This is a genomic window from Thermoactinospora rubra (assembly GCF_002093975.1).
GTDB classification, from domain to species: Bacteria; Actinomycetota; Actinomycetes; order Streptosporangiales; family Streptosporangiaceae; genus Nonomuraea; species Nonomuraea rubra_A.
Genome location: NZ_MSZZ01000075.1, coordinates 1 through 22,686 on the forward strand (window position 1 = coordinate 1; position 22,686 = coordinate 22,686).

The 22,686-nt window shown below is 73.4% G+C and carries 28 protein-coding genes; 16 read left to right on the forward strand and 12 right to left on the reverse strand.

Annotated elements, in window-relative coordinates:
- The first annotated feature begins 209 nt into the window (after nt 1–209).
- Nucleotides 210–1,061 carry a mechanosensitive ion channel family protein gene (locus BSB02_RS36285; protein WP_206185083.1) on the forward strand — a complete coding sequence of 284 codons (852 nt, stop codon included), beginning with the start codon at nt 210–212 and terminating at the stop codon, nt 1,059–1,061.
- 58 nt (nt 1,062–1,119) lie between these two features.
- On the opposite strand, the gene BSB02_RS36290 is transcribed toward BSB02_RS36285, so the two are convergent.
- The 3 genes from BSB02_RS36290 to BSB02_RS40920 all read right to left on the reverse strand — a co-directional run bounded on the left by BSB02_RS36290 (nt 1,120) and on the right by BSB02_RS40920 (nt 2,365).
- The gene (locus tag BSB02_RS36290; protein ID WP_206185082.1) at nt 1,120–1,431 is read right to left on the reverse strand and encodes a DUF6401 family natural product biosynthesis protein; all 312 of its coding nucleotides are present in this window, start codon (nt 1,429–1,431) and stop codon (nt 1,120–1,122) included.
- A gap of 101 nt (nt 1,432–1,532) precedes the next feature.
- Nucleotides 1,533–2,147, reverse strand: coding sequence for a TetR/AcrR family transcriptional regulator (locus BSB02_RS36295; protein WP_084965537.1), 615 nt, complete (start codon nt 2,145–2,147; stop codon nt 1,533–1,535).
- Between the two features lie 71 nt (nt 2,148–2,218).
- Nucleotides 2,219–2,365 (reverse strand): hypothetical protein, encoded by a 147-nt coding sequence (locus BSB02_RS40920; RefSeq protein WP_158088843.1) that lies wholly within the window; start codon nt 2,363–2,365, stop codon nt 2,219–2,221.
- A 57-nt stretch (nt 2,366–2,422) separates the two neighbouring features.
- On the opposite strand from BSB02_RS40920, the gene BSB02_RS36300 reads away from it, so the two are divergent.
- On the forward strand, nt 2,423–3,373 hold the full coding sequence (locus BSB02_RS36300; RefSeq protein WP_084965538.1) for a sulfotransferase family protein: 951 nt from the start codon (nt 2,423–2,425) through the stop codon (nt 3,371–3,373).
- Nucleotides 3,374–3,455: 82 nt separating this feature from the next.
- Here the strand turns inward: BSB02_RS36300 and BSB02_RS36305 are convergent, their stop codons facing one another.
- Nucleotides 3,456–4,391 (reverse strand): hypothetical protein, encoded by a 936-nt coding sequence (locus BSB02_RS36305; protein WP_143591631.1) that lies wholly within the window; start codon nt 4,389–4,391, stop codon nt 3,456–3,458.
- A gap of 173 nt (nt 4,392–4,564) precedes the next feature.
- Here BSB02_RS36305 and BSB02_RS36310 point away from each other — a divergent pair, with 173 nt between their 5' ends.
- Nucleotides 4,565–5,941, forward strand: a complete 1,377-nt coding sequence (locus BSB02_RS36310) for an MBL fold metallo-hydrolase (protein ID WP_084965540.1) — start codon at nt 4,565–4,567, stop codon at nt 5,939–5,941.
- Nucleotides 5,942–5,964: 23 nt separating this feature from the next.
- On the opposite strand, the gene BSB02_RS36315 is transcribed toward BSB02_RS36310, so the two are convergent.
- Nucleotides 5,965–6,417 (reverse strand): ATP-binding protein, encoded by a 453-nt coding sequence (locus tag BSB02_RS36315; RefSeq protein ID WP_158088844.1) that lies wholly within the window; start codon nt 6,415–6,417, stop codon nt 5,965–5,967.
- A gap of 207 nt (nt 6,418–6,624) precedes the next feature.
- Here BSB02_RS36315 and BSB02_RS36320 point away from each other — a divergent pair, with 207 nt between their 5' ends.
- Nucleotides 6,625–7,281 carry a helix-turn-helix domain-containing protein gene (locus tag BSB02_RS36320; RefSeq protein ID WP_084965542.1) on the forward strand — a complete coding sequence of 219 codons (657 nt, stop codon included), beginning with the start codon at nt 6,625–6,627 and terminating at the stop codon, nt 7,279–7,281.
- Between the two features lie 13 nt (nt 7,282–7,294).
- Here the strand turns inward: BSB02_RS36320 and BSB02_RS36325 are convergent, their stop codons facing one another.
- Nucleotides 7,295–7,729, reverse strand: a complete 435-nt coding sequence (locus BSB02_RS36325) for a hypothetical protein (RefSeq protein ID WP_084965543.1) — start codon at nt 7,727–7,729, stop codon at nt 7,295–7,297.
- A gap of 174 nt (nt 7,730–7,903) precedes the next feature.
- Here BSB02_RS36325 and BSB02_RS40925 point away from each other — a divergent pair, with 174 nt between their 5' ends.
- Nucleotides 7,904–8,044, forward strand: coding sequence for a hypothetical protein (locus BSB02_RS40925; protein WP_158088845.1), 141 nt, complete (start codon nt 7,904–7,906; stop codon nt 8,042–8,044).
- Between the two features lie 146 nt (nt 8,045–8,190).
- Here the strand turns inward: BSB02_RS40925 and BSB02_RS36330 are convergent, their stop codons facing one another.
- On the reverse strand, nt 8,191–8,448 hold the full coding sequence (locus BSB02_RS36330) for a hypothetical protein (RefSeq protein WP_084965544.1): 258 nt from the start codon (nt 8,446–8,448) through the stop codon (nt 8,191–8,193).
- A gap of 98 nt (nt 8,449–8,546) precedes the next feature.
- Here BSB02_RS36330 and BSB02_RS36335 point away from each other — a divergent pair, with 98 nt between their 5' ends.
- Nucleotides 8,547–9,185 (forward strand): DUF998 domain-containing protein, encoded by a 639-nt coding sequence (locus BSB02_RS36335; RefSeq protein WP_084965545.1) that lies wholly within the window; start codon nt 8,547–8,549, stop codon nt 9,183–9,185.
- Nucleotides 9,186–9,470: 285 nt separating this feature from the next.
- On the opposite strand, the gene BSB02_RS36340 is transcribed toward BSB02_RS36335, so the two are convergent.
- Nucleotides 9,471–9,896 (reverse strand): MarR family transcriptional regulator, encoded by a 426-nt coding sequence (locus BSB02_RS36340; RefSeq protein WP_143591633.1) that lies wholly within the window; start codon nt 9,894–9,896, stop codon nt 9,471–9,473.
- A gap of 57 nt (nt 9,897–9,953) precedes the next feature.
- Between BSB02_RS36340 and BSB02_RS36345 the strand changes: the two genes are divergently transcribed.
- Genes BSB02_RS36345 through BSB02_RS36360 form a run of 4 tightly spaced genes read left to right on the forward strand, consistent with a single transcriptional unit; the run spans nt 9,954 to nt 11,560 of the window.
- Entirely contained in the window at nt 9,954–10,436 is a 483-nt protein-coding gene (locus BSB02_RS36345; RefSeq protein ID WP_240506967.1) for a MarR family winged helix-turn-helix transcriptional regulator, read from the forward strand.
- A 31-nt stretch (nt 10,437–10,467) separates the two neighbouring features.
- On the forward strand, nt 10,468–10,935 hold the full coding sequence (locus tag BSB02_RS36350; protein WP_084965548.1) for a MarR family winged helix-turn-helix transcriptional regulator: 468 nt from the start codon (nt 10,468–10,470) through the stop codon (nt 10,933–10,935).
- A complete protein-coding gene (locus BSB02_RS36355) occupies nt 10,932–11,147 on the forward strand; it encodes a TfoX/Sxy family DNA transformation protein (protein WP_158088846.1) in 216 nt (71 codons plus the stop codon). The genes BSB02_RS36350 and BSB02_RS36355 overlap by 4 nt, the downstream gene beginning before the upstream one ends.
- Nucleotides 11,144–11,560, forward strand: a complete 417-nt coding sequence (locus tag BSB02_RS36360; RefSeq protein WP_084965550.1) for a VOC family protein — start codon at nt 11,144–11,146, stop codon at nt 11,558–11,560. The genes BSB02_RS36355 and BSB02_RS36360 overlap by 4 nt, the downstream gene beginning before the upstream one ends.
- A 240-nt stretch (nt 11,561–11,800) precedes the next feature.
- Here BSB02_RS36360 and BSB02_RS36365 read toward each other — a convergent pair whose 3' ends face one another.
- A complete protein-coding gene (locus BSB02_RS36365; RefSeq protein WP_084965551.1) occupies nt 11,801–12,607 on the reverse strand; it encodes an ACT domain-containing protein in 807 nt (268 codons plus the stop codon).
- A 267-nt stretch (nt 12,608–12,874) separates the two neighbouring features.
- Between BSB02_RS36365 and BSB02_RS36370 the strand changes: the two genes are divergently transcribed.
- Complete coding sequence (locus BSB02_RS36370; RefSeq protein ID WP_158088847.1) at nt 12,875–13,177, forward strand: BON domain-containing protein; 303 nt, start codon at nt 12,875–12,877, stop codon at nt 13,175–13,177.
- Nucleotides 13,178–13,231: 54 nt separating this feature from the next.
- On the opposite strand, the gene BSB02_RS36375 is transcribed toward BSB02_RS36370, so the two are convergent.
- Entirely contained in the window at nt 13,232–14,077 is an 846-nt protein-coding gene (locus BSB02_RS36375; protein ID WP_158088848.1) for an ATP-binding protein, read from the reverse strand.
- Nucleotides 14,067–14,930 carry an MEDS domain-containing protein gene (locus BSB02_RS36380; RefSeq protein ID WP_158088849.1) on the reverse strand — a complete coding sequence of 288 codons (864 nt, stop codon included), beginning with the start codon at nt 14,928–14,930 and terminating at the stop codon, nt 14,067–14,069. The genes BSB02_RS36375 and BSB02_RS36380 overlap by 11 nt, the downstream gene beginning before the upstream one ends.
- Before the next feature lie 210 nt (nt 14,931–15,140).
- On the opposite strand from BSB02_RS36380, the gene BSB02_RS36385 reads away from it, so the two are divergent.
- A complete protein-coding gene (locus tag BSB02_RS36385; RefSeq protein ID WP_084965555.1) occupies nt 15,141–17,264 on the forward strand; it encodes a SpoIIE family protein phosphatase in 2,124 nt (707 codons plus the stop codon).
- A gap of 66 nt (nt 17,265–17,330) precedes the next feature.
- Here BSB02_RS36385 and BSB02_RS36390 read toward each other — a convergent pair whose 3' ends face one another.
- Complete coding sequence (locus BSB02_RS36390) at nt 17,331–18,110, reverse strand: sugar phosphate isomerase/epimerase family protein (protein ID WP_084965556.1); 780 nt, start codon at nt 18,108–18,110, stop codon at nt 17,331–17,333.
- 198 nt (nt 18,111–18,308) lie between these two features.
- Here BSB02_RS36390 and BSB02_RS36395 point away from each other — a divergent pair, with 198 nt between their 5' ends.
- From BSB02_RS36395 to BSB02_RS36410, 4 genes are all read left to right on the forward strand, one after another.
- Complete coding sequence (locus BSB02_RS36395; RefSeq protein WP_084965557.1) at nt 18,309–19,118, forward strand: sugar phosphate isomerase/epimerase family protein; 810 nt, start codon at nt 18,309–18,311, stop codon at nt 19,116–19,118.
- A 1-nt stretch (nt 19,119) separates the two neighbouring features.
- Nucleotides 19,120–20,199, forward strand: a complete 1,080-nt coding sequence (locus tag BSB02_RS36400; protein WP_084965558.1) for a Gfo/Idh/MocA family protein — start codon at nt 19,120–19,122, stop codon at nt 20,197–20,199.
- Between the two features lie 66 nt (nt 20,200–20,265).
- Complete coding sequence (locus tag BSB02_RS36405) at nt 20,266–21,330, forward strand: LacI family DNA-binding transcriptional regulator (RefSeq protein ID WP_158088850.1); 1,065 nt, start codon at nt 20,266–20,268, stop codon at nt 21,328–21,330.
- Nucleotides 21,327–22,619, forward strand: a complete 1,293-nt coding sequence (locus BSB02_RS36410) for an ArsB/NhaD family transporter (protein WP_084965560.1) — start codon at nt 21,327–21,329, stop codon at nt 22,617–22,619. Before BSB02_RS36405 ends, BSB02_RS36410 begins: the two co-directional genes overlap by 4 nt.
- Nucleotides 22,620–22,686 lie beyond the last annotated feature (67 nt).

Sequence of the window (22,686 nt, forward strand, 5' to 3'; positions counted from 1 at the left end):
CGCCCGCCCGGGGCGGCGTAGTCGATGGTAACGCCCCGATATCAGCCATCCTGCCGGGTGTTTCCAACGTTGAAGCAACGTTGGAGAGGCGCTGCCGTACCTCTCCGCATCCGAGAGTTGACGCAGGTCCGCGAGGTTGCCCTCCGTGCATGGGCGGGAACAGACCGGGTAGACGGGTGGAAACCCATCATCGAGGGGGAACCATGGACATCAATATCGGCCAAGGGCTGACCGACGCCTGGCGGGCGATCGCCACGTTCGTGCCCAGGTTCTTGGCCTTCCTGGTCATCCTGATCATCGGCTGGATTGTCGCCAAGCTGGTCGCCAAGGCGGTCGACAAGATCCTGGAGCGAGTGGGCTTCGACCGCGCGGTGGACCGCAGCGGCATGGGCCGGGTGCTCCAGCGCAGCCGGTACGACGCCAGCGATTTGATCTCCAAGCTCGTCTACTACGCGATCCTGCTGATCACGCTGCAGCTGGCCTTCAGCGTCTTCGGCCCGAACCCCGTCTCGGAGCTGCTGGCGGGCGTGGTCGCGTGGCTGCCCAGGGCTGTGGTGGCCATCGTCATCGTGGTCGTCGCCGGCGCCATCGCCAGCGCGGTGCGCGACCTCATCGGCTCGGCCCTGGCCGGCCTGTCCTACGGCAAGTGGCTGGCGATCGCCGCCTCGGTGTTCATCTGGGCGCTGGGCATCATCGCCGCGCTCAACCAGATCGGCGTGGCCACGACCGTCACCACACCCGTCCTGATCGCCGTGCTGGCCACGGCCGGCGCGATCCTGGCCATCGGCATCGGCGGCGGCATGGTCCGTCCCATGGAGCAGCGCTGGCAGAGCTGGCTCGGCCGCCTCGAGCAGGAGACGCCGGCGGCCCGGGCGCAGGCCGAGGCCTACCAGCGCGGCCGCCAGGACGCCTCGCAGCAGCTGACCGGCCAGGAGACGCGGGACACGGAGCGCACCACGCCCATGGCCACGGCTCCCCCGCCCACGGGCGGGGCGACCGGAACCACCGGCACCGCCGGGACCACCGGATCCCCCCGCACTCCGGGCACGCCGGGCGCCTGACCGCGCGGCATCGGCACGCCGGTGACCGGGACCTCGCGTCCCGGTCACCGCTTCACGATCAGGCGGGCAGCTCGTCGGCCAGGAAGCCCATCTCCCTGGCCAGCCAGCAGATGGCCGTCAGCCGTACGGCGGCGCCGTCGATCTCCCCGGTGAAGGTCCAGCCCCGCTCCCTGAGCACGTCGAGGAAGCCGACCAGGTAGTCGACCAGCGCCTCCCGGTCCAGCGCGACCGCGTCGCGCACCTCCGCCGCGTGCTGGTCCACCGCCGCGACCAGCCACGGCTCCTCCGCCATCCTCGCCAGCTGCGGCTCGCCCAGCCGTTCCATCAGCCACCGCAGCGGCGCAGCCGACCAGCCCTCCTCGAACAACACCAGGACATGCTAGGCGGTAAACCGCCTGTTTCGTAAACTTTGTCCATTTTCTGGGACGCTTCTCTTGGCTGTATCGGGTACGGCGGCGCCGATCGGCGCGGTCAGCCGCGCGGCGGGCCGAAGCGGCGGATCATGGTGACGGCGGCCTCGATGACCTCCTCCGCCTCCTCCTCGGTCTCGCTGATGGCCACCTCGCGCGCCGCCTCGCCGATGACGCTGGTGAGCACCGCGACCGTGAGGCGCTCGCGCGGGGCGCCGCCCACGCCGAGCAGCACGGCGTTCTGCCGTACCCACTCCCGGCCGCGCGTGCGCCGCATGAGCTCGAACCCGGGCGGCCCGTCGCCGTCCATGAACAGCCTGGCCAGGTCGCGACGCTCCCACGAGCCCCGCAGGAAGGCGCGGGCCCCGGCGATGAACAGCTCGACCGGGTCCGTCACCCCCGCCTGGCGGGCCCGGGCCACCGCGGCGGCGGCCGCCTCCTCGTGCGCCGCCTGGTGCTCCTCCCACAGCGCCAGGAACAGCTCCGCCTTGCCGCCGAAGTGGTGGTAGAGGCTGCCCACGCTGGAGCCGGCGCGCCTGACGAACTCGGCGACGCTGGCTTCGGCGAAGCCGTGCTCGGCGAACACCTCGCGCGCGGCCTGGAGGATGCTCCTGCGGGTCTTCGCCGTGCGGCTCCACTCCCACGACGCGCTCCGCCCGGAGCCCCTGCGTGCCATGCGGCCATGATAGAAGGGCCGGCCATGACAGTTGCGGGCCGTTGTGCGCTCCTGAACGGGGACGGCCGGGTTCAGCCGCTCCGCGCGAACCACCGCCGGGACGCCGGCCGTACCGGATCGGGCGGCCCGTCCGGCGCCGCGTCGTCGTCGGGCAGGTCGTACCAGTGGACGTCACCGAGAAAGCGTTCCCTTTCCGCGACTTCGCCGAGGAGTTCCATGTTCCCAATCTCCCACACATTTGGTAGGAAAAAAAGGAATCGCGGGAAGGAGCGACCATGCCCCTGCCGGACTTCCTCGTCATCGGCGCCCCCAAGGCGGGGACCACCGCCCTGCACGCCGCCCTCCAACACCACCCGGACCTGTACATGTCCCCGGTCAAGGAGCCCAAGCACTTCCTCACCGACGGCTCACCGCCCACACGAGGCGGTCCCGGCGACGCCGAGACCTACCGCGAGCACGTCTGGCGGCGCCCGGACTACGAGGCCCTCTTCGCCGCCGCGCCACCCGGGACGCTGAAGGGCGAGTCCACCCCCTTCTACCTGTATGATCGGGCCGCCCAGCAGCGCATCCGCGAGGCCGTCCCCCACGCCAGGCTCATCGCGATCCTGCGCGACCCGGTGGAGCGTGCCCACTCCAACTGGGCCCACCTGTGGTCGGCCGGGCTCGAGCCGTTCGGCGACGTGGTGCGCGCCTGCGCCGAGGAGGAGCGGCGGATCACGGCGGGCTGGGCCCACTTCTGGCACTACGTGGGCCTGGGCAGGTACGGCGAGCAGCTGGCGCACCTGTACACGCTCTTCCCGCGCGAGCAGGTGCTGATCTTCCGCTACCGCGACCTGGTGGACCGGCCCGCCGACACGCTGGACCGGATCTGCGCCTTCCTGGGCGTGCGGACGGGGCTGATCAGCGAGGTGCCCCGGGAGAACGTGACCGCCCATCCCGAGGCGGGAGTGGGCCACGCCCTGCTGGCCGCGTTACGGCGGCGGCTCCCCGGCCCGCTGGCCGGCCGCCTGGAGGACCGGCTGCAGCGGCGCGGCCGGGCCCGCCACCCGCTCACCTGGGAGCAGCGGCGGCAGTTGCTCGGTTACTTCGCCGCGGACATCGTGTTGCTGCAGGAAGTCACCGGCGAGGACTTCGGCGACTGGCTGCGGCCCCGGGAGCGCTCGGGCGGCCTGGTCGGCAGCCGGCCACCCGGGCAGCGGCAGGCCAGGAACGGCCGCCCGGCCTGATCCGCCCAGCCTGATCCGCCCAGCCTGATCCGCCCAGCCTGATCCGCCCGGCCCGGGACGCGCGTCCGGCCCGCCCTCCGGGTCAGCGCAGCTCGGTGCGCAGTTCCGTGCGCAGTTCCGTGCGCAGTTCCGTGCGCAGCTCGTGGGCCCCGTCGGGTCGCGTGTACTCGTAGTACAGCCGCACGCCGCCGCCGGGCAGGTCCACGATGTCCAGGTAGCGCAGGCCGTGGCCCGCGTGCGGCGAGGCGGCGGCGGGAACCGTGCCGAGCGGGGTCAGGGCCGCGGGATCGTCGCCCTCGGCGATCCCGGTGCGCTCCTCGTAGTTCTCCGCCGCGCTGGCCCGCCCGTCGTAGAAGGCCAGCACGTGGTCCCCGGCGAAGCGGACCGCGCTGACCCGCACGCCGCGCGAGTCCCAGCGGCCCGGCCTGCCGCTCAGCGCGGTGCCGTGCCAGGTCCAGGCCAGCCCGTCGGCGCTGGTGGCGTAGTCGGTGACCATCTGGTCGGCCTCGTCCGGATCCGCCAGCGGGTGGCAGGAGGCCCACAGGTGCCACACGCCGCCCCACCGCCTGATGACTGGGTCCTTCACGCCGGTCTTCGGGTCACCGGGCAGGACGGTGACGCGCGTGGCCGGGTCGAAGGCGGCGGGGTGGCCGGCCTCCATCACCTCCACTCGCCAGTGCTTGGTGCCGGGCGTGGCGCAGCTCAGGTAGAGCCGCCAGCGGCCCTCGGGCATGCGCACCAGCGCCGGCCGTTCCAGGGACTCGGCTGCCATCTGCTCGCGCCCGATGACGGCCAGGGTCTCGAAGCTCTCGCCGTCGGCCGAGCGGGCCACGACGACCGCGTGCCCCCGGCCCTCGCCGACCGGCCGCCGCAGCCGGTAGGCCAGGTAGATCACCCCGTCCCCGTCCGCGACGGCGCTGGGCGCGCCCGCCCAGTGCCCTTCGCCGGGCAGCGGTGGCGCCACCGCCACCACCGAGCGTTCCGGAGCGGGCAGCAACGCCCCGATATTGATCGACATGGCAACGACGGTACGGCCCGGGCCCGGGATCCGCATGACTCTTCACCCTCCCTTGAGAAATTCATGCATTCCCTGTTGACTTTATAGGTAACTTGGCCGGTGGGCGCATCCCCCATTGACCTCCCTCCGGCCCGCTCTGGAGGATCGGAGGAGGGCGAGGTCGAGGGGGCGCCATGGACATCAGCTCGCCGGTGCAGCCGATCGTGGACGAGGGGCTGGGGAACTCCTCCTACCTGGTGGATCTCGGCGACGGCCGCGCGCTGGCCGTGGACGCCTCCCGGGACCTGCGCGAGCTGCGGCGGCAGGCCGAGCGGCGCCGGCTCACCGTGGCGTTCGCCGCCGACACCCACCTGCACGCCGACTTCCTGTCCGGAGCCCGCCAGCTGGCCGCCGACGACGGCGCCCGCATCCTGGCCTCGGCCGCCGGGCGGCGCGAGTTCGACCACGTCCGCCTGGACGACGGCGACGAGGTCGACCTGGGCGGCCTGACCCTGCGCGTCCTGGCGACGCCCGGGCACACCGGCGAGCACCTGGCGTACGTGCTGCTGGACGGCAATGCGCCGCTCGGGGTGTTCTCCGGCGGGTCGCTGATCGTGGGCTCGGCCGCCCGCACCGACCTGGCCGGACCGGATCGCACCGAGGAGCTGGCCCGCGCCCAGTACCGTTCCCTGCGCCGCCTGGCGACGCTGCCCGACCAGGCCGCGCTGTGGCCCACGCACGGCGCGGGCTCGTTCTGCTCGGCTCCGGCCGGCGCGCGGCGCACCTCCACCGTCGGCGCGGAGAAGGCGACCAATCCCTTGCTCCAGGCGGCCGACGAGGACGCCTTCGTCTCGCGGCTGCTCGACGGCCTGGGCAGCTTCCCGCCGTACTTCCTGCGCCTGGCCGAGGCCAACCGCCGCGGCCCCGCCCCGCTCGGCCGGCTGTCCCTGGCGCCGCTCGACGCCGCCGCCGTCCGCGGCCTGCTCGCCGGCGGCGCTGTCGTGGTGGACGTACGGCCGGCCGTGTCCTTCGCCGCCGCGCACATCCCCGGCGCGATCTCGATCCCGCTGCGCCCGCAGTTCGCCTCCTGGCTGGGCTGGCTGCTCGATCCGGCCACGCCGTACGTCATCGTGCGCGAGCCCGGCCAGGACGAGCAGGAGATCTGCCGGCAGGCCGCCAAGATCGGGTTCGAGGCGTGGGCCGGGGAGCTGGCCGGCGGCATGGCCGGCTGGGACGGGCCGGTCTCCTCCATCGACGTGGTGACCCCCGCCCAGGTCGGTGCCGGCCGCACGCGCGTGCTCGACGTGCGGCAGGACAGCGAGTACGTGGCCGGTCACGTCCCCGGCGCGCTCCACGTCGAGCTGGGACGCCTGCCCGGCCAGGCGGACCGGCTGCCCGACGAGCCCACGGTGGTGATGTGCGGGCACGGCGAGCGCGCCATGACGGCCGCCAGCCTGCTGGAGCGCACCGGCCACAGGCAGCTGCGGGTCATGCGCGGCGGGCCCGACGACTGGCGCGAGCGCACCGGCGGGACCCTGCAGGAGGGCATGGCGGGAACCGTGCCCGGCTGACGGAGCCAACAGGGCCAACGGGGCTAACGGGTCTCCAGCGGCACGCTGATGGTGACGGTCGTGCCGTACGCCCCCGACTGGACGTGCAGCTGGTCGGTGATCCGCCGCACCACCCACAGCCCGGCGCCCCCGTTGGCGCCCGGCAGCGGCGGCGCCGAGTACTCCGGCAGCCTGCCGTCCCAGCCCGGGCCCTGGTCGCTGACCTGGCAGTGGATCGCCCCCGCGTGCCGCCACAGCCGCAGCCGCCCATGGCCGCCCCCGTGCAGGATCGCGTTGGTCGCCAGCTCGTGCACCGCGAGCACCAGCTCCGACAGCCGCGGCTCGGTCAGGCCGAGCTCGCCGGCGTGGGCCAGCACCGCGGAGCGCAGCCGCGCCAGGCCCCGCTCGGTGAACTCCTGCTCCAGCGCCGGCTGCCCGTCCGCCAGGCGGCCGTGGAGCGGCTGGAGGTGGAGGTGGTCGCGATCTGCTTCAGTCATCGGCGTCATGGGTCGAGTGGGTCTCCGGTACCTGTCACCTGTGATTCGCCCTCCCCCGCCGGCCTCCCCCGCAGTGGATCCGCCGTCTCGGCCGTGGTCCGCCACATCGTCACACCCGCGACTGCCCACCAGGACGGGAATCACACGCCGTGTCCTCACCCGGCGAGCGGGAAGAAGGGTGGGACAGGCACCAAGGGGGGACCGACGATGAACGCCAACAGCGACCTGGGCCGCCGCCTGGTCGCGCAACGGGAGCGCCTCGGGCTGACGCCGGAGCAGGTGGCCGAGCGCGCCGACATGGATCCCGGATACCTGCGCTTCCTGGAGGAGCATCCGGCCCTGCCGCCGACCGAGACGCTGGACCGCCTGGCCAAGGCCCTGGAGACGACGACCGATGACCTGCTGGGCGGCGGTCGCGACCGGCCGCCGGGCCGCGGCGCCGGGATGGCGGCGCCGCACCTGCGCGGGCTGGACCGCGAGGAGTGCATGCGCCTCATCGCCCCGGGCGGCATCGGCCGGGTGGCCTTCGGCGGGTTCGGCGGCCCCGTGGTGCTGCCGGTCAACTACAAGGTGCACGCGGGCGGCATCGTCTTCCGTACCCGGCACGGCGGGGCGATGGAGGAGCAGCTGCGCACGGGCGTGGCGGGGGTCGACGTCATCATCGCCTTCCAGGTGGACCGCATCGACGAGGTGCGGCGCGAGGGGTGGAGCGTGCTGGTGCAGGGCCCGGCGCATCTCGTGCCCGCGGAGGAGGTCGCCTCGGTCGCCGCGGCGGGCGTGACGCCCTGGGTCGGCGGCGAGCGCGACCTCTACATCCGCATCAGCCCGGACCGCGTCGTCGGCCGCCGCGTCACCTCCCTGTGACCGGTGGCGGGCCTCAGCTCACCAGCCCCGTGGCCAGCAGGACGACGCCCACGGACCCGACCAGCGAGGCGATCGCCATCGCGCGGGCCAGGGCGGGCCTGCCGCCGCCGGAGGCCCAGCCGTGCAGCCCGGCCGCGGCGAGCACGGCGCAGAACAGGGCCAGCTTGGCGGCGAGGATGCGGCCGTAGCCGGGCTGCCCGAGGGAGGCCCACGTGACGTGGTTGCGGGCGGCCAGCACCAGGCCGGTGGCGACCTGGAGGGGCAGGAAGGCCGCGAGGGTCACGACGCCGAAACGCCGGCCCACGGCACGCAGCAGCAGGGCGCGCTGCTCGTCGGGCAGCGTCCTGCGGGCCAGCGGCAGCACCACCAGCGAGACCGTCAGCTGGCCGCCGACCCACAGCGCCGCTCCGAGAACGTGCAGGAAACGCACGACGGTCCACCACGTCATGGGCTCGATCCTTCACCTAGGCAGCCGGTCCCACCCCGAAAAGGCCGAAAGTCGCAATTGGGGAAGTCCGTTGACCATATTGCCCAGAGCACGCGAGGAGGGACACTGGGAGGGACGCCACTGTGCGACCAGACGCCCCCGTGCGACCAACTGTGCGACCAGAGGAGGCCGGACATGACCCGGCAGATCGCCATCCAGTACCAGGCACCGACGACAGCCGACCTGGAAGCCCGCGTTCGCTCACTGGAAATCAAGGTCGCGCACCTCAGCGAGACCGTGGAGACCCTCGTCCGTACGATCCAGCAGCGGTCCTGACCCCTGGGGGAATGCCCCGCGTCCACCGTGCGGCCCTGCCCCCACCCTCACCCCTCTCCTTCTGGCCGGGCTCCCCTTCAGACCCGGGCGCGCGGCCCACGGCCGCCTGCGCTCAGGCGCCCAGGACGCCGCTCCCGCCACGCGGCTCACCAGTGTGAGGCGGGCAGCTCGACGCCGCGCCCGTGGTCGTACAGCACCGCGCCGTCGCTGAGGCGGCGCACCACCACCTGGTGGGCCAGGCCCGCCCGCTGGACGTTGCGCGCCGCCTCCATGGCGTATTCGGCGAAGTGGTAGCGGTCCCGGCTGCTGCCCAGGTGGCCGTGGTCGCACTGCAGTTCGTACCGGTCCGGCGGCCACGGGCTGGGCACCGCGACGGCGCCGGAAGGTTCCATCAGGGTCGTCATGGGGACTTATCTTCGCATTCCCGGTTCGGCGGCCCGGAAAAGCCCCCTGCCGGCGTCGTGGGATGCATGCGCCGCCCGCCATGGGATAGGCGGGTGCCGTGCGGAAGACGGATCGCGTGCTGCTGGGGTGCGGGGTGGTCGCGGGGCCGCTGTTCGTGGGCGTGACCGTGGCGCAGATCCTCACCCGCCGGGGGTTCGACCTGCGGCGGGCCGGCATCAGCTCGCTCAGCCTCGGCGAGCTCGGCTGGATCCAGATCGCCAACTTCGTGCTCGCCGGAGCGCTGGCGGTGGCGTGCGCGGCCGGCATGCGCGCGGTCCTGCGCGGGGGACGTGGCGGCACGTGGGGGCCGCCGCTCGTGGCGCTCTTCGGCGTCGCGCTGGTCGTGGCGGGCCTCTTCACCACCGATCCGACGCTGGGCTTCCCGCCCGAGGCGCCGTTCCGCGGCCCGCCGACGCTGAGCCGGCACGCGGTCGTGCACAACGTGGCCTCCTCGGTGGCTCCGCTCGCGCTGGCGGCGGCGTGCCTGGTGCTGCTGCGCCGGCTGGCCGTGCGGGGCGGCCCGGGCTGGGTGGTGTACTCGCTGGTCACCGGGCTGGTGATACCGGTTCTGAGCCTGTGGCCCGGCTACGAGGGCGCGGGCGTGCGGCTGCTGGCCGTGGCGGTGCTGGCGGCGGGCTGGCTGAGCGCCACGGCGCTGGTGCTGCTCAGGGGCGCACGAGCCACGCGCCACACATGACCCGAAGGCTCGCCGGTGTCCAGGCCTTCGACGCCGGACGGCGCGAGCGGATCCTCGCCGTGCTGGACGTCGTCTTCGGCCGGGCGCGTGCCGAGGGCCGGCTGCCGTTCGAGCCGCCCGCTCCATGGAGGCGGTACGGCGCAGCCGTACCGCCGTGCCGGGCGACACCGAAGGCCCGGTCTTCCCTTACGGTCACGGGCTGCGCCTGTAGCCGGGCGTGGCGGGCATGCGGGAGCCGTACGGGGAGCTCGTGCGGCATCGCAAGGTGCCCTTCCACCCTGGGGCCTAGCCTCGCCGGGCGGCGAGGGCGGCTTCGACGTTGCCGGCCATGACCGACAGGGTGCGTACGGCGTGGGCGTAGTCCTCGGGGGTCAGGCCCCTGAGCACCGTCTCGCGCGTGGCCGCGATGCGCGCGGCGGCGGCGGCGTGCGCCGCCCGGCCCGCCTCGGTGAGGGCACCCCCGTCGCCGGTGACCCAGCCGTGCGCGGCGAGGTCGCCCAGCACCTCCTCAAGGCCGGGGTCCCCGGCCGTCCAGAAGGGCGCCAGCGCCTCCTCCAGCTCCGCGCGGGTGGCCTGGCCGCGGCCGAGCGTGTTGAGGACCTGCCAGTGCCGCCGGCCGATCCCCAGGTCGGCGAGCGTGGCGTCGAGCTGCTCCTCCAGCAGGTTGTGCAGGTGCTTGAGCCAGAAGCCGATGGGCTTGGACGCCTCCACCGCGACACCTCCATGTAAATTGACATGTAGTTGTCTTCTACTATGCATGGAGGGGATGTGGCGCGCAAACCGGACGCCGACCCGGACGTGGCGGAGATCGAGGCGGCCGTCGTCGCCCTGCGCCGCTCGCAGCGGCGGCGCGCGCTGGCCCGGCTGGCGAGGGACCGCGGCGCGCGCCCCGAGCTGCCGGAGGCGGTCTTCGAGCTGCTGGACGCGGTCGAGGCGGCCGAGCGGGAGGGCGCCGCGCCGACCGTCACAGAGGCGGCGGACGCGCTGGGCGTGGACCAGCCCCGCTCCAGCAGGCTCGCGGCCCAGGCCCTCCAGTCCGGGCTGCTGCGCCGCGTGGCGGACCAGCGCGACGGCCGCCGGTCCCTGCTCGCGCTCACGCCGCGGGGGCGGGAGGCCCTGGCCCGGATCCGCGAGTTCCGGCGCGGGGTCATCGCCGAGGCCACGGCCGGCTGGCCCGCCGAGGACCGCGCCGCCCTGGCCCGCCTCCTCACCCGGTTCGTGCGGGACTTCGGCTCGGTGACGGCGCGTTGACATTTATTATGTGGCACATAATATTTGCCTCATGAGCGGCCTCATGAGCGACGAGGAGCCCGCTCCTGAGGCGCTGGCGGCCATCCGGGCCTGGACGCGCCTGGAGAACGCCCGGCAGGAGTACGGCAGGATGCTCGAGCGCCGCCACGGGGTGACCGGCGCCCAGCTGGGCGTCCTGCGCCTGATCGCCGCGCACGGCCCGGACGGCACGCCGCTCGCCCGGCTGCGCGAACGGCTGGTGCTGCACCCGGCGACCCTCGGTCAGCTGGTCGACCGGCTGGCCGCCCGCGGCCTGGTGGAGCACGCGCCCGACCCCGGCGACCGCCGCCGCCGCATCGTCCGGGTGACGCCGAAGGGCCGGCAGGTCTGCCGCGACGCGCCGCTGGCCGGACCGGTGCGGCTGCGCCACGTGCCGGCCGACCCCGAACGGCTCAGCCGTCTCGCCGCCGCCCTCGAGGACGCGATCGACCTGTTCGGATGGAAGGAATGGGCGTCATGACCGCTCTGGAGTCCCTGCCGGGCATCGGCCCCAGGCCGGCCGCCGACCTGCGCGCGGCCAGCGTCCCGGACGCCGAGGCGCTGCGCGCGCTGGGCGCCGACGCCGCGGCGGACCGGCTCGACGCGGCCGGCCTGCGGGACTGCACGCACGCGCGGCGGGCTCTGCGGGGAGCGCTCGACGGGGTGCACTGGACGTCGGAGGGCCGGGCGTGAGCGTCGCGGTCCTCGGCGTCGACAACGTGCTGATCGCGGTGGGCGACCTGGGGGAGGCGGTGCGCTTCTACGCCGGCCACCTGGGCCTGCCGGTCCGCATGAGGGTCGAGGAGGCCGGGATCGTGCTGTCCGGGCTCGGCTCCGAGGCGCCGGGACTGCTGGCCCGGCTCACCCCTGGCCTGGCCCCGCGACCGGCGACCGCCTCGCCCCGGCTGTGGCTGGAGGTGTCCGACGCCCGTGAGGCCGCCGGCGTGCTGGCCTCCTCCGGCGTGGCGCCGCTGGCTCCGCCGTTCCGCGTGCACACGGGGTGGACCGTCGAGGTGGCGGACCCCTGGGGCAACGTCGTCGGCCTGACGGACTACGTCTTCCACCCGGAACTGGCGTGCCGGCGCGAGGCGGCGGGACCGGCTTGAGGAAGTCCGCCCGTGGTCCCGGCCCTGCTTCCCAACGGGGGCCTGGGAAGCAGGGCCGCCTGGCCGAAGGACGGGATTCCTGTCGACCCGGTTCGCGGCCCCCGGGGGAAGGGCCGCGCTGCGGAACGCTCAAAAGGTATACAACCCGGACACCACACTCCAAGTGTTACTACGGGTAATAGTTGATGAGGAGATAACGATCCGGCAATGTCCGGCTCGCCACCGGTCAAGAGCCGTCGGTCAGGAACGGCTGTAGCGGGCCTGCCTGGCCGCCGCGGCGAGCGCGGTCGCGCGCGCCGCCTCGGTGGGCGTGAACGGCAGGTCGGGACGGCGCAGCAGCAGCGCGTGGCCGGGGCGCACCGTCACCACCATGGCGGTGTTGAGCTCGGCGTCCTCGTCGACCGCGTCGGAGGGGTGCCGCCACTCCACCTCGGTCGCCCGCAGCAGCTCCGCCATCGCCAGCGGCAGCTGCTCGGGGTCGGCGCCGACGCGCTGGGCGAGCGTGAGCGCCTGGATGGCGGGGTCGACGAGGTCCTTGACGCCGGCCGGGACGATCAGGACGTCATGCCCGCCCGCGTGCGACAGCGCCTCGCCAAGCGCCTCGATCGCCAGGTTCGCGGGCGCCTCGACGACGAACTCGTCCAGCGCCTCGCACCCTCCCGGGGTGATCGCCGCGCTGCCGGTGGGCGCGATGTGCAGGGACAGGATGTTGCACTCCAGGCGTCCGAAGGCGCGGGCCACCCCGGCCAGGCGGCCCGGCCGTTCGGCCACGCGCATCCGGATCCGCCACAGCAGCAGGCCGCCTTCGGGCTGCGGCGGCTCGGCGGCGCGCCGCCTCCCGGCGGGACGTGTGCTGAGCCGCCTGTGCAGCGCCGCGCCGAGGACGAGGGTCCCGCCCAGCCCCATGAGGACGAGCGGTCCCGGATCTTCGTGTCCCAGGAGCGTGGCGAGCGTATGGGCCATGCCGACCGCGAGGAACAGCGCGGCGATCTCCACGATCTCGCGCGCCCACGAGCGCCGCCGGGTGGTCTTGGTTGCATCGCTCATGCCGCCAGCGTGGCCACGTGGTGTTTCATGACGGCGCCCCGCGCCGTTGCGGCGGCATTAAACCGGGATCACCGTCCCCGCGCTGCTGCCCGCCCCGGTCGACATCGCGGTCCGTACGGCCTGCGCCCGCCGGGGCGTGGCGCACCTGACGTTTCCCGGCGGCATCCAGGCCGCCGAGGCCGGCCCGGCGAGGCGCGCGAGCGAGTGACCGGCCCGGCCTCGGGTAGGCGTCCTGAGCAGCACTCCGGCAACGTCATGGAGGCGACCATGTTTCCCTTCCCCGCGTGGAGCTATCCGGCGGACCGGTACTACTACGGCTGGTTCGAGCAGACGCCGCCCACCGAGCCGAGCGACGGCGAGATCAAGTCCCAGCTGGTCGACCGGCTGAAGGAGAACCCGCACACCAAGGACGCGGACATCCGGGTGGACGTCAAGCAGCGGGTGGTCATCCTGGGCGGCGAGGTGAGCAGCTGGCTGGCCAAGCGAGCCGCCGGGGACGACGCCTGGGACACCCCCGGCGTCGTGGACGTCAGCAACCAGCTGGTGATCCGCCAGGGCGGCGCCGCCTGACCCAGCCGCCCGCTCCGGACCGCCCGCTCCGGACTGCCCGGCCGTACGGCGTGCTCAGGCGCCCGTGGGCGAAGGCGGCGGAGGCAGCAGCCGGGCGGCCTGCTCGGGCGTGCCGCCGATCAGGAAGGGCACGGGGCTCAGCGCCCGCAGCCGCTCGGAGAACTCCGGCGTCAGGCCGGACAGCGCCAGCGCGCCGCCCCGCGCCTCGCCGACGCGCTGCTGAACGGTGATCAGCGCGGCGACGCCGCCGGCGTCCCAGAACGTCACGCCGGACAGGTCCAGCACCAGGCGCACCGGCGAGCCGCCGGAGACCAGCTCGCCGACCGCCGCGGTGATCTGCTGGGCGGCGTGCTCGTCCAGGGCGCCGGACACCTCGACGACCGTGTGCGAGCCGTGCCGGCGGCGGGTGAGCGCGAAGGGGACCCGGCCGCGGGCGCCCGGCAGGGCGAAGGCGACGGTGGCGAGGGTGCCCTGCGGGCCCGCGGCGACGGCGAACTCGTCGGCCAGGTAGCGGGCGATCCACAGGCCGTGCGCGTACTCGATCGGCCATTGCGAGGGGTCGGCCGTCCGTGGCGCTCCCGGGTCGGCGATCTCGCAGCGCAGGGCCTCGCCCGTGTGCCAGACCTGCACGCGGCCCTTGCCCCCGCCGTGGATGACCACGTTGGTGGCCAGCTCGTGGACGGTGATCACCAGGTCGGTGGCCCGGCCGTCGGGGAGCCCGGCGCGTGAGGCGTGGGCCTCCAGGGCCGCCCGCAGGGTGTAGAGCGAGTCGTGGTCGAACGGCTGGTCCAGGATCAGCTCCGGCTCGGCGGATGGCTTGGCGGCCGGCTCGGCACGGGCGCCGCCGGACGAGGTCCGCGTCGCGGAGTCGGGGGTGTTCATCGGCTCGTCATCGTTCATCGGCCACCGCCAGCGTGATCCCGGGAACGCCGTCCGCACCGAGCAGGACGAATGTGGTCGCGACGGCGCGGCTGCACTGAAGCACCACCGGCCGCGAGGGGGCCAGGCTCCGCGCCGCATCCATAATCATCCGGGTGCAGGACAGGTCGATGAAGGATAGCTCAGCCATGTTGACGGTGATGGCGCCGTCCACCCGGATCGCCTCCGACAACGCCAGCGCCAGCGAGTCCGCCGCCGCGCGGTCCAGCTGCCCGGCGATCCGGATGCCGGGGGGCGCGTACTGGCGGCAGATCCGCAGCAGCGGGTCGCTGTGGTAGGTCGCCGCGGCGACCGAGCGCGTGTGGAAGGGGGACACCGAGGCGAGGGTGACGGGGTCGAAGCGCTCGCGGTCGTACTGGCACAGCACCGACACGCTGGTGCCCGGCAGTACCGTGGCGACCTTCTCCTCGAACTCGGGCAGCTGCTCGATGCCGCGGACCGGCCGCAGCGCCCAGCCCATGTCCAGCGCCACCCGCAGCCCCGCGTAGCCCTCCCGGGTGCTGGCCTCCATCTGCGAGCACAGCCATTCCACGGCGTGCTCGGCGGAGAACGACTGCCCGGCCAGCCAGCCGTTCTGGAAGGCCACGACGCTGATCTGCCGCATGGCCGGCTGGACGGCGATGCCGCGCCGGACCAGCTCGCGCAGGGCGGCCTGCGGCTCCTCGCACAGCCACACGACCCGCAGCCCGCCGGCCAGCCCGTCGCGGACGAAGGCCGCGGTCAGGTCGAGCAGTTCCTCCGGCTCGCCGAAGGTCAGACACGCATGGTCGTTGACCGTCAGATCCGTGATCTGCACCTCAGCGCTCACCGTCATCGTGTCACCATCCCACTGCGGCCGACGCCGCGAGTCCGCCACCGGGGCACCCAGCGTAGTGATCGGATGCGGTCGTCCGCACATGCACTACACCGCAGACGCCCCTTCAAACCCGCACGGGCGCTTGACTGTCGGCGAAGGTCCAGTTCAGCGCGATAGCGTGGCACATGAGGGGAATCGTCCCTGAGGTACCGCCAGCGGGAGGGGGTGATGGCCTTGGCGGAACCCGCTTCGCCCGCCGCCGAGGGCGCCCGGCACGAGGGGTGCGGCACGCTGGCCTCGATCCTGGCCGACACCCTGCGGGAGATCGGCGCCCACACCGGCGCGATCTACCGCCTGGTGCCCCAGCGCCAGGTGCTGGAACTGCTGGTCATGGAGGGGCTGCCCCGCGAGTTCGTCCAGCCGTGGGAACGGGTGAGCCTGAGCGCGCCCATCCCGGTGGCCGACGCGCTGCGCGACAGGCGGCTGGTGTGGATCACGGGCGAGGAGGAGATGGCGCACCGCTACCCGGCCGTCGCGGTGGCGCTGCCGTACGAGTTCTCCCTGGCCGCGCTGCCCCTGTCGGTGGGCGAGGACGACTACGGGGCGATGTTCGTGGTGTGGTCCGGCGCCTATCCCCCGCCCTCGGCCGGCGAGCGCGACAGGCTCACCGCCGCCGCCGCGGTGCTGGCGCGCAGGCTGCGCGACCTGCCGCCCGGCCCTGCGACGCCCGGCAGGGACGAGGTGGCCGCGGCCGTCCCCGACCGGGCCGAGATGCTGGGCGCGATGGTCGGGCGGCTGCCCGAGGGGATCTGCACGCTGGACGCCCGGGGCCGGCTCACCTACATCAGCCCCAAGGGGGCCGCGCTGCTCGGGGAGTCGCCGCTGCGGCTGCTCGGCATCCAGCCGTGGACGGTGCTGACGTGGCTGGACGATCCGGTGTACGAGGACCGCTACCGCAGGGCGATGATCAGCCAGCAGCCGACCTCGTTCGTGGCGCTGCGCCCGCCGGACCGGTGGCTGTCCTTCGAGCTGTACCCGTCGATCTCCGGCGTCACGGTGCGCATCACCCCGGCCCCGGCCGACTCCGAACCCCAGCCCGCGCCCAGGCAGCCGGTGGACGTGGCGCTCCCCACCCGGGCCGGGGCCATCTACCACGTGCTGCACCTGGCCGGCACGCTCACCCAGGCCATGAGCGTGCAGGACGTGGTGGACCTGCTCGCCGACCAGATCGTGCCGGCCTTCGGCGCCCACGCGGTGGCGCTCCTGACGGCCCACGAGGGGCGGGTGGCCGTCCTGGGCCATCGCGGCTTCCCGCAGCACGTCGTCGACCAGTACGGCAGGCTGTCGCTGACCGCGCCCACGCCCAGCGTGCGGACGATGGTCACGGGCGTGCCCGGCTTCTTCGAGTCGGAGAAGGAGCTGTACGACATCTACCCCTCGGCGGTCGCCCCGGACGACGGGATGGCCGCCTGGGCGCTGCTGCCCCTGATCGCCTCGGGCCGCCCCGTGGGCACCTGCGTGATCGCCTTCGCCGAGCCGCACCGCTTCACCGTCGAGGAGCGGGCCGTCCTGACCTCGCTGGGCGGCCTGCTCGCCCAGGCGCTGGAACGTGCCAGGCTGTACGACGCGACGCTGGAGCTGGCGCACGGCCTGCAGCAGGGGCTGCTCCCCCACGCCTTCCCGGACGTGCCCGGGCTGAAGGCCGCGGCCCGCTACCTGCCCGGCACCGAGGGGATGGACATCGGCGGCGACTTCTACGACCTCATCCGCCTGCCGGGCGACACCGCGGCGGCCGTCATCGGCGACGTCCAGGGCCACAACGTCACCGCCGCCGCGCTCATGGGCCAGCTGCGCACCGCGATCCGCGCCTACGCCACCGCGGGCGCCGACCCGGGCGAGGTGCTGTCCCGCACCAACCACCTGCTCACCGAGCTGTCCAGCGCCCTGTTCGCCAGCTGCGCCTACGTCCACCTGGACCTGCCGCACGGCACGGCGCGCGTGGCGCGGGCCGGCCACCCGCATCCGCTGATCCGGCGTCCCGGCGGCCGCGTGGAGGTGCTGGAGGTTCCGGACGGCATGCTGCTGGGCGTCTCGCCCGAGACGACCTACACCTGCCTGGACGTGTCCCTGGAGCCCGGCGCCATCCTGGCCCTCTACACCGACGGCCTGGTCGAGACGCCCGGCAAGGACATCGACGAGGGGCTGGCCGTGCTGTCCGCCGAGCTGGCCGCCGCCGGCGACCGTCCGCTGGACGAGCTGGCGGACCACCTGATCGCCCGGGCTCCGGCGCCTGGCGGCCACAGCGACGACATCGCCCTGCTCCTGCTGCGCCTCACCGGTCCCGGCCGCTGAGCGGCCGGGTGCCACGGCGGCGGGAACCACGCGGTGACCACCGCCTGGATCCGGCCGCGTGACCGCTCACGAGAGGATCCGCGCCAGGTAGGACCGGCCGATCCGCGCCGACTCGGCCGGGGTGACCCGCGGGTTGTCGCGCTCGACGACGTACCAGCCGCCGTAGCCGATCTCGCGTAGCGTGCGCAGGTATCCGGCCAGGTCCAGCCCCGCGTCGCCCATCCCCAGCTCGGCGAACTCGCCGTCCTTGACGCTCCAGTCCTTCAGGTGCGTGTGGACGATCTTGTCGGGGTAGGCGGCCGCCACCTTGGCCGGGTCGCTGCGCACGGCGGTGAGGTGGCCGGTGTCGATGCACAGCTTGAGGTCCGGGATGTGCGCGAGCAGCCGTTCGACCTCCTCGTGGGTCTCCACGATGCACCCGGTGTGGGGGTGGAAGGCGATCGTCTGCCCGTGCGCCTCGGCGTCGGCGACGGCGATCGCCAGGCTCTCGCCGAAGGCGGCGTAGTCCTCCTCGAAGGTGGTACGGCGGGGCTCGGCCAGCCACCCGCCGCACACCATGATCGTGGTGATGCCCAGCTCGCCCGCGTAGTCCAGGTCGGCACGGTAGCCGCGCGGGTCGCCCGGCCTGGCGTTGACGAAGGAGGCGTAGGCGGCCGCCTGCAGCCCGTGGGCGGCCAGGCGCCCGGCCGTCGCGGACGCGGGGCCGAAGTGCTCGGCGGCGTTCATGAGCTCGACGCCGTCGTACCCGGCCTCCTTGATCGCCGCGAGCATCGCGTCCGCGTCGAGCGGCCGGTCGTTCTGGGCGTGCCAGCTGGTCCACGTGAACATGTGGTGCGCGATCCGCATGGCTCTCCTGCACTGAAATTTCAATGAAATCAAGCGTTCTCCGTTCGACGTTAGGCGTGTTCAGGGCAGCCGTCAAGAGGGATTCCACATGACGAAATCCCGCCAAATACCCATTGACACCGTCAAATCAGCAACCTAGTTTCGATGAAACTGCGCTTGATGTTTCAGTGAAATCCAGTACGCCCAGGAAAGGGACCCATGAACACGATCTCCTTCATGGGAGCCAACTACGTCACCAGGGAGTGCGGCTATCGCATGCCCGAGGAGGGCTGGGGCCAGGCGCATCGCCGTACCAGCGAGCGCTTCGCTCCCCTCGCCACCTTCGCGGAGCGGTTCGGCGAGCTGGCGGCCGAGGTGGCGGGGCACGGCTTCACCGCCATGGACGTGTGGATGGCGCACCTCGATCCGCCGTGGGCCACCGACGAGCACATCGCGATCGCCACCGGGCTGCTGCGCGAGCACGGGCTCACCGTGCCGAGCCTGGCCGGGTCCGTGGGCGCCACGATCGAGGACTTCGCCCGGGTGTGCCGCGTCGCCGCCGGTCTCGGCGCGCCGGTCGTGGGCGGCATGGCGCCCGTGCTGGCCGCCGACCGGGCCGGGGTGCTGGCCCTGCTGGAGGAGCACGACCTCGTGCTCGGCGTGGAGAACCACCCCGAGCGCACCCCGGAGGAGTACCTGGCGGTGCTCGGCGACCCCCATCCGAGGATCGGCGCCGCCCTCGACACCGGCTGGTTCGGCACGCACGGCTTCGACGCGGCCGAAGCCATCGAGGCCGTGGCCGATCGCCTGGTCCACGTCCACCTCAAGGACGTCAAGGCGCCCGGCGGCCACGAGACGGTCGGCTTCGGGCAGGGCTGCGTGCCGATCCGCGCCTGCGTCGAGGCGCTGGGGCGCATCGGGTACGGCGGCGCGATCAGCATCGAGCACGAACCCGAGCTCGGCGACCCGGTCCCCGACGTGCTGGCCTCGCGCGAGCTGCTCACCCAGTGGATGGACGGGAGGATCTGAGATGGGTTCCGATGTGACCGGCGTGGCGATCGTGGGGTGCGGCAACATCGCGCAGGCCTACGCCGCCAACCTGACCGCCTACCCCGAGATCGGCCTGCGCGGCGTGTGGGACCTCGCCCAGGAGCGGGCCGAGGAGCTGGCGGCCCGGCACGGCGTGCGCGCCTACACCTCGCTGGAGGACGTGCTGGCCGACGACGGCGTGGACATCGTCGTCAACCTGACGGCGCACGCCGCCCACTACGAGGTGACGCGCCGCGGCCTGGAGTCCGGCAAGCACGTGCACAGCGAGAAGCCGCTGACGCTCGCCCACGCCGAGGCCGCCGAGCTGGTGAAGATCGCCGAAACCCGCGGGCTGCGCCTGGGAGCCGCTCCGGCCACCTTCCTCGGCGAGGCGCAGCAGACCGCGTTGAAGCTGCTGCGCGAGGGCGCCATCGGGACGGTCCGCGTGGTCTTCGCCGAGGTGAACTGGGGCAGGATCGAGACCTGGCACCCCAGCCCGATCGGCTTCTACGAGGTGGGGCCGCTGTTCGACGTGGGGGTCTATCCGCTGACGATCGCAACCGCCGCGCTGGGACCGGCCAGGAGGGTCAGCGCCTACGCCACGATCGTCCACCCGCATCGGACGACGCTGAACGGCCTGCCGTTCACCCTCACCACGCCCGACTACGTCGTGGCCAACCTCGAGTTCGACGGCGGCGTGCGGCTGCGGCTGACCGTCGACTTCTACGTCAACAACGCCGTGACCCGGCAGCGCGGCATGGAGTTCCACGGCGACGACGGCGCGCTGCTGCTCGACAGCTGGCACGACTTCGACGCCGGGCTCGCCCTCAGCCGGGCCTACCAGGAGGTCCCCGCGCCGGTCGAGCCGGTGCGGGAGCCGTACCGGGGCGTGGAGTGGGGGCGTGCGGTGCGCGACCTGGCCGACGCGATCAGGACCGGCCGCCCGCACCGGGCCACCGGCCGGCAGGCCGCGCACGTCGTGGAGATCCTCTGCGCGGTCCGCGAGTCCTACGAGACCGGGCAGCCCGTGGAGCTGAGCTCGGCCTTCGAGCCGCCCGCCCCGATGGACTGGGCGCGCTGAGCCGCGGTTGCGGTACGGCATGCCGTACCGTGTGAGCCTGGCTGAACTTCAGTGAAGCGAGGGCAGGTGCGCGCAGCAACGGGACGACCCACGTTGAAGGACGTGGCCACGCGGGCCGGAGTGTCCATCGGCACCGCCTCGGCCGTCTTCGCCGGCAAGCCGTGGGTCACGGAGGCGACCAGGACGGCCGTGCTGGAGGCGGCGGCCGAGCTCGGCTACCGGCCGCGCGAGCGCAGGGCGGCCGCCCTGCCCGCCGCCGACGTGGGCACCGTGGGCTTCGTGTCGTGGATGAGCGAGATGTTCTCCCCCGCCAACCCCTACTACGCGCCGGTCCTGTTCGGCGCGCAGCAGGCGTGCGCGGAGCTGGGCATCTCCATCGCCTACGAGGTGGTCGACCCGGCGTCCGGGCGGCTGCCGCTGTGCGTGGAGCGGCGGCAGGTGAGCGGGCTGCTCGTGCTCAGCTTCGCCAGCGACGACGACTACCTGCGGCGCATCATCGCCGAGGGCGTCTCGTGCGTCCTGCTGGAGCACCCGGGGGCGGACCTGCCCGTGGACCACGTCCGCCACGACGACGAGACCGGCGGCCACCTGGCCGCCCGGCACCTGCTCGACCTGGGCCACACCGATCCTCCCCCGGCCATCGTCACCGGCCCGGAGGGCGTCCTGCCGGCCGAGCACCGGCTCGCGGGGTACCGGCGGGCGCTGGCCGAGCGCGGGCTGCGGCCCCTGCCGGGTTATGTACGGCGCAGCCGCTTCGACGCCGCCACCGGCTACGAGCAGACGATGGAGCTGCTGGCGCTGCCCACCCCGCCCACGGCCGTGTTCTTCGCCAACGACGAGTCGGCTCTGGGCGGCCTGGACGCGCTGCGCGACCGGGGGCTGCGGGTGCCGGAGGACGTCAGCGTGATCGGCTACGACGACATCGCCATGGCGGCGCACGCCTCGCCGCCGCTGACCACGATCGCCTCGGACAAGGAGCTGCTGGGCGCCCAGGCCGTGTGGCACCTGGTCCAGCGCATCCGCAAGCCGGACATGACCAGCCGGGACACGCGGCTCGGGGTGCGCCCGGTGATGCGGTCCTCCACGGCCGTGCGCGTGCATCGTGTCCGCTTCCCGGGCGAGACCGCATGACGGTGACGGCCTGGCTGGCGGTGGCGGTGTTCCTGGGCGCCTACGCCCTGATCGCCACCGAGAAGGTCCACCGCGTTGCGGCGGCGCTGGGCGGCGCCGGTCTCATGCTGCTCATCCACGCCACCGACACCGAGGCGGCGTTCTTCTCCGAGCACGCCGGGATCGACTGGAACGTCGTCTTCCTGCTGCTCGGCATGATGATCATCGTCGGGGTGCTCAAGGAGACCGGCGTCTTCGAGTACCTGGCGATCTGGGCCGCCAAGCGCGCCCGGGGCCATCCCTTCCGCCTGATGGCGCTGCTGGTCGTCATCACCGGCTCGGCCTCGGCGCTGCTGGACAACGTGACCACCGTGCTGCTGATCGCCCCGGTGACGTTCCTGGTCTGCGAACGGCTGGCGCTGCCGGTGGCGCCCTTCCTCATCGCCGAGGCGATGGTCTCCAACATCGGCGGCGCCGCCACGCTGGTGGGCGACCCGCCGAACATCATCATCGCCAGCCGCGGCGGCCTGACCTTCAACGACTTCCTGGTCCACATGGCGCCGATGGTGGTGCTCCTCATGGTGGTCTTCGTCGCGCTGTGCCGGGTCATGTTCCGCCGGTCGTTCCGCTACGACCCCGGCCGGGCCGCCGAGATCATGATGCTGAACGAGCGGGCGGCGATCCGCGACCGGCGGCTGCTGTGGCAGTCGCTGGCCGTGCTCGCGGTGGTGATGGCGGCGTTCGTGCTGCATCCGGTGCTGCACTACGAGCCGTCGGTGGTGGCGCTGCTGGGCGCCGGGGTGCTGGTGGCCGCCACCCGCGTCACCACCGAGGAGGCGCTGCGCGAGGTGGAGTGGCCCACGCTGACCTTCTTCGCCGGGCTGTTCGTCATGGTCGGCGCCCTGGTGGAGACCGGCGTCATCGAGCAGGTCTCGCAGGCCGCGGTCGAGGCGACCGGGGGCCGGCTCGGGCCGGCGACCATGGGACTGCTGTGGGGCTCGGCCGCCCTGTCGGCGATCGTGGACAACATCCCCTACGTGGCGACGATGAGCCCCATCGTCGAGCAACTGGTGCACGCCTCCGGCGGGGACGGCCCCGGGCAGGTGCTGTGGTGGGCGCTGGCCTTCGGCGCCGACCTGGGCGGCAACGCCACCGCGGTGGGGGCCGCGGCCAACGTGGTGGTCCTCGGCATCGCCGCGCGCAACGGCACGCCGATCAGCTTCTGGCAGTTCACCAAGTACGGGATCGTCGTCACCGTGGTCACGGTGGCGCTGGTCACGCCGTACCTGTGGCTGCGCTACCTCATGTGATCGACATGTGATCGACCCCATGCGCGTCCCCGGCCGTGCCACCTGTCAGCATGTGTCCGGGTGCGGT

What these genes read in the sequence shown, in the direction of transcription:
- BSB02_RS36390 (WP_084965556.1), bottom strand. Translation starts at nt 18,110, where the DNA reads ATGCGGATCGCGCACCACATGTTCACGTGGACCAGCTGGCACGCCCAG.
- BSB02_RS36325 (WP_084965543.1), bottom strand. Translation starts at nt 7,729, where the DNA reads ATGACGTGGTGGACCGTCGTGCGTTTCCTGCACGTTCTCGGAGCGGCG.
- BSB02_RS36320 (WP_084965542.1), top strand. Translation starts at nt 6,625, where the DNA reads ATGAACGCCAACAGCGACCTGGGCCGCCGCCTGGTCGCGCAACGGGAG.
- BSB02_RS36400 (WP_084965558.1), top strand. Translation starts at nt 19,120, where the DNA reads ATGGGTTCCGATGTGACCGGCGTGGCGATCGTGGGGTGCGGCAACATC.
- BSB02_RS36395 (WP_084965557.1), top strand. Translation starts at nt 18,309, where the DNA reads ATGAACACGATCTCCTTCATGGGAGCCAACTACGTCACCAGGGAGTGC.
- BSB02_RS36350 (WP_084965548.1), top strand. Translation starts at nt 10,468, where the DNA reads ATGAGCGGCCTCATGAGCGACGAGGAGCCCGCTCCTGAGGCGCTGGCG.
- BSB02_RS40925 (WP_158088845.1), top strand. Translation starts at nt 7,904, where the DNA reads ATGACCCGGCAGATCGCCATCCAGTACCAGGCACCGACGACAGCCGAC.
- BSB02_RS36330 (WP_084965544.1), bottom strand. Translation starts at nt 8,448, where the DNA reads ATGACGACCCTGATGGAACCTTCCGGCGCCGTCGCGGTGCCCAGCCCG.
- BSB02_RS40920 (WP_158088843.1), bottom strand. Translation starts at nt 2,365, where the DNA reads ATGGAACTCCTCGGCGAAGTCGCGGAAAGGGAACGCTTTCTCGGTGAC.
- BSB02_RS36315 (WP_158088844.1), bottom strand. Translation starts at nt 6,417, where the DNA reads ATGACTGAAGCAGATCGCGACCACCTCCACCTCCAGCCGCTCCACGGC.
- BSB02_RS36370 (WP_158088847.1), top strand. Translation starts at nt 12,875, where the DNA reads ATGTTTCCCTTCCCCGCGTGGAGCTATCCGGCGGACCGGTACTACTAC.
- BSB02_RS36305 (WP_143591631.1), bottom strand. Translation starts at nt 4,391, where the DNA reads ATGTCGATCAATATCGGGGCGTTGCTGCCCGCTCCGGAACGCTCGGTG.
- BSB02_RS36310 (WP_084965540.1), top strand. Translation starts at nt 4,565, where the DNA reads ATGGACATCAGCTCGCCGGTGCAGCCGATCGTGGACGAGGGGCTGGGG.
- BSB02_RS36295 (WP_084965537.1), bottom strand. Translation starts at nt 2,147, where the DNA reads ATGGCACGCAGGGGCTCCGGGCGGAGCGCGTCGTGGGAGTGGAGCCGC.
- BSB02_RS36380 (WP_158088849.1), bottom strand. Translation starts at nt 14,930, where the DNA reads ATGACGGTGAGCGCTGAGGTGCAGATCACGGATCTGACGGTCAACGAC.
- BSB02_RS36410 (WP_084965560.1), top strand. Translation starts at nt 21,327, where the DNA reads ATGACGGTGACGGCCTGGCTGGCGGTGGCGGTGTTCCTGGGCGCCTAC.
- BSB02_RS36355 (WP_158088846.1), top strand. Translation starts at nt 10,932, where the DNA reads ATGACCGCTCTGGAGTCCCTGCCGGGCATCGGCCCCAGGCCGGCCGCC.
- BSB02_RS36375 (WP_158088848.1), bottom strand. Translation starts at nt 14,077, where the DNA reads ATGAACGATGACGAGCCGATGAACACCCCCGACTCCGCGACGCGGACC.
- BSB02_RS36300 (WP_084965538.1), top strand. Translation starts at nt 2,423, where the DNA reads ATGCCCCTGCCGGACTTCCTCGTCATCGGCGCCCCCAAGGCGGGGACC.
- BSB02_RS36365 (WP_084965551.1), bottom strand. Translation starts at nt 12,607, where the DNA reads ATGAGCGATGCAACCAAGACCACCCGGCGGCGCTCGTGGGCGCGCGAG.
- BSB02_RS36385 (WP_084965555.1), top strand. Translation starts at nt 15,141, where the DNA reads ATGGCCTTGGCGGAACCCGCTTCGCCCGCCGCCGAGGGCGCCCGGCAC.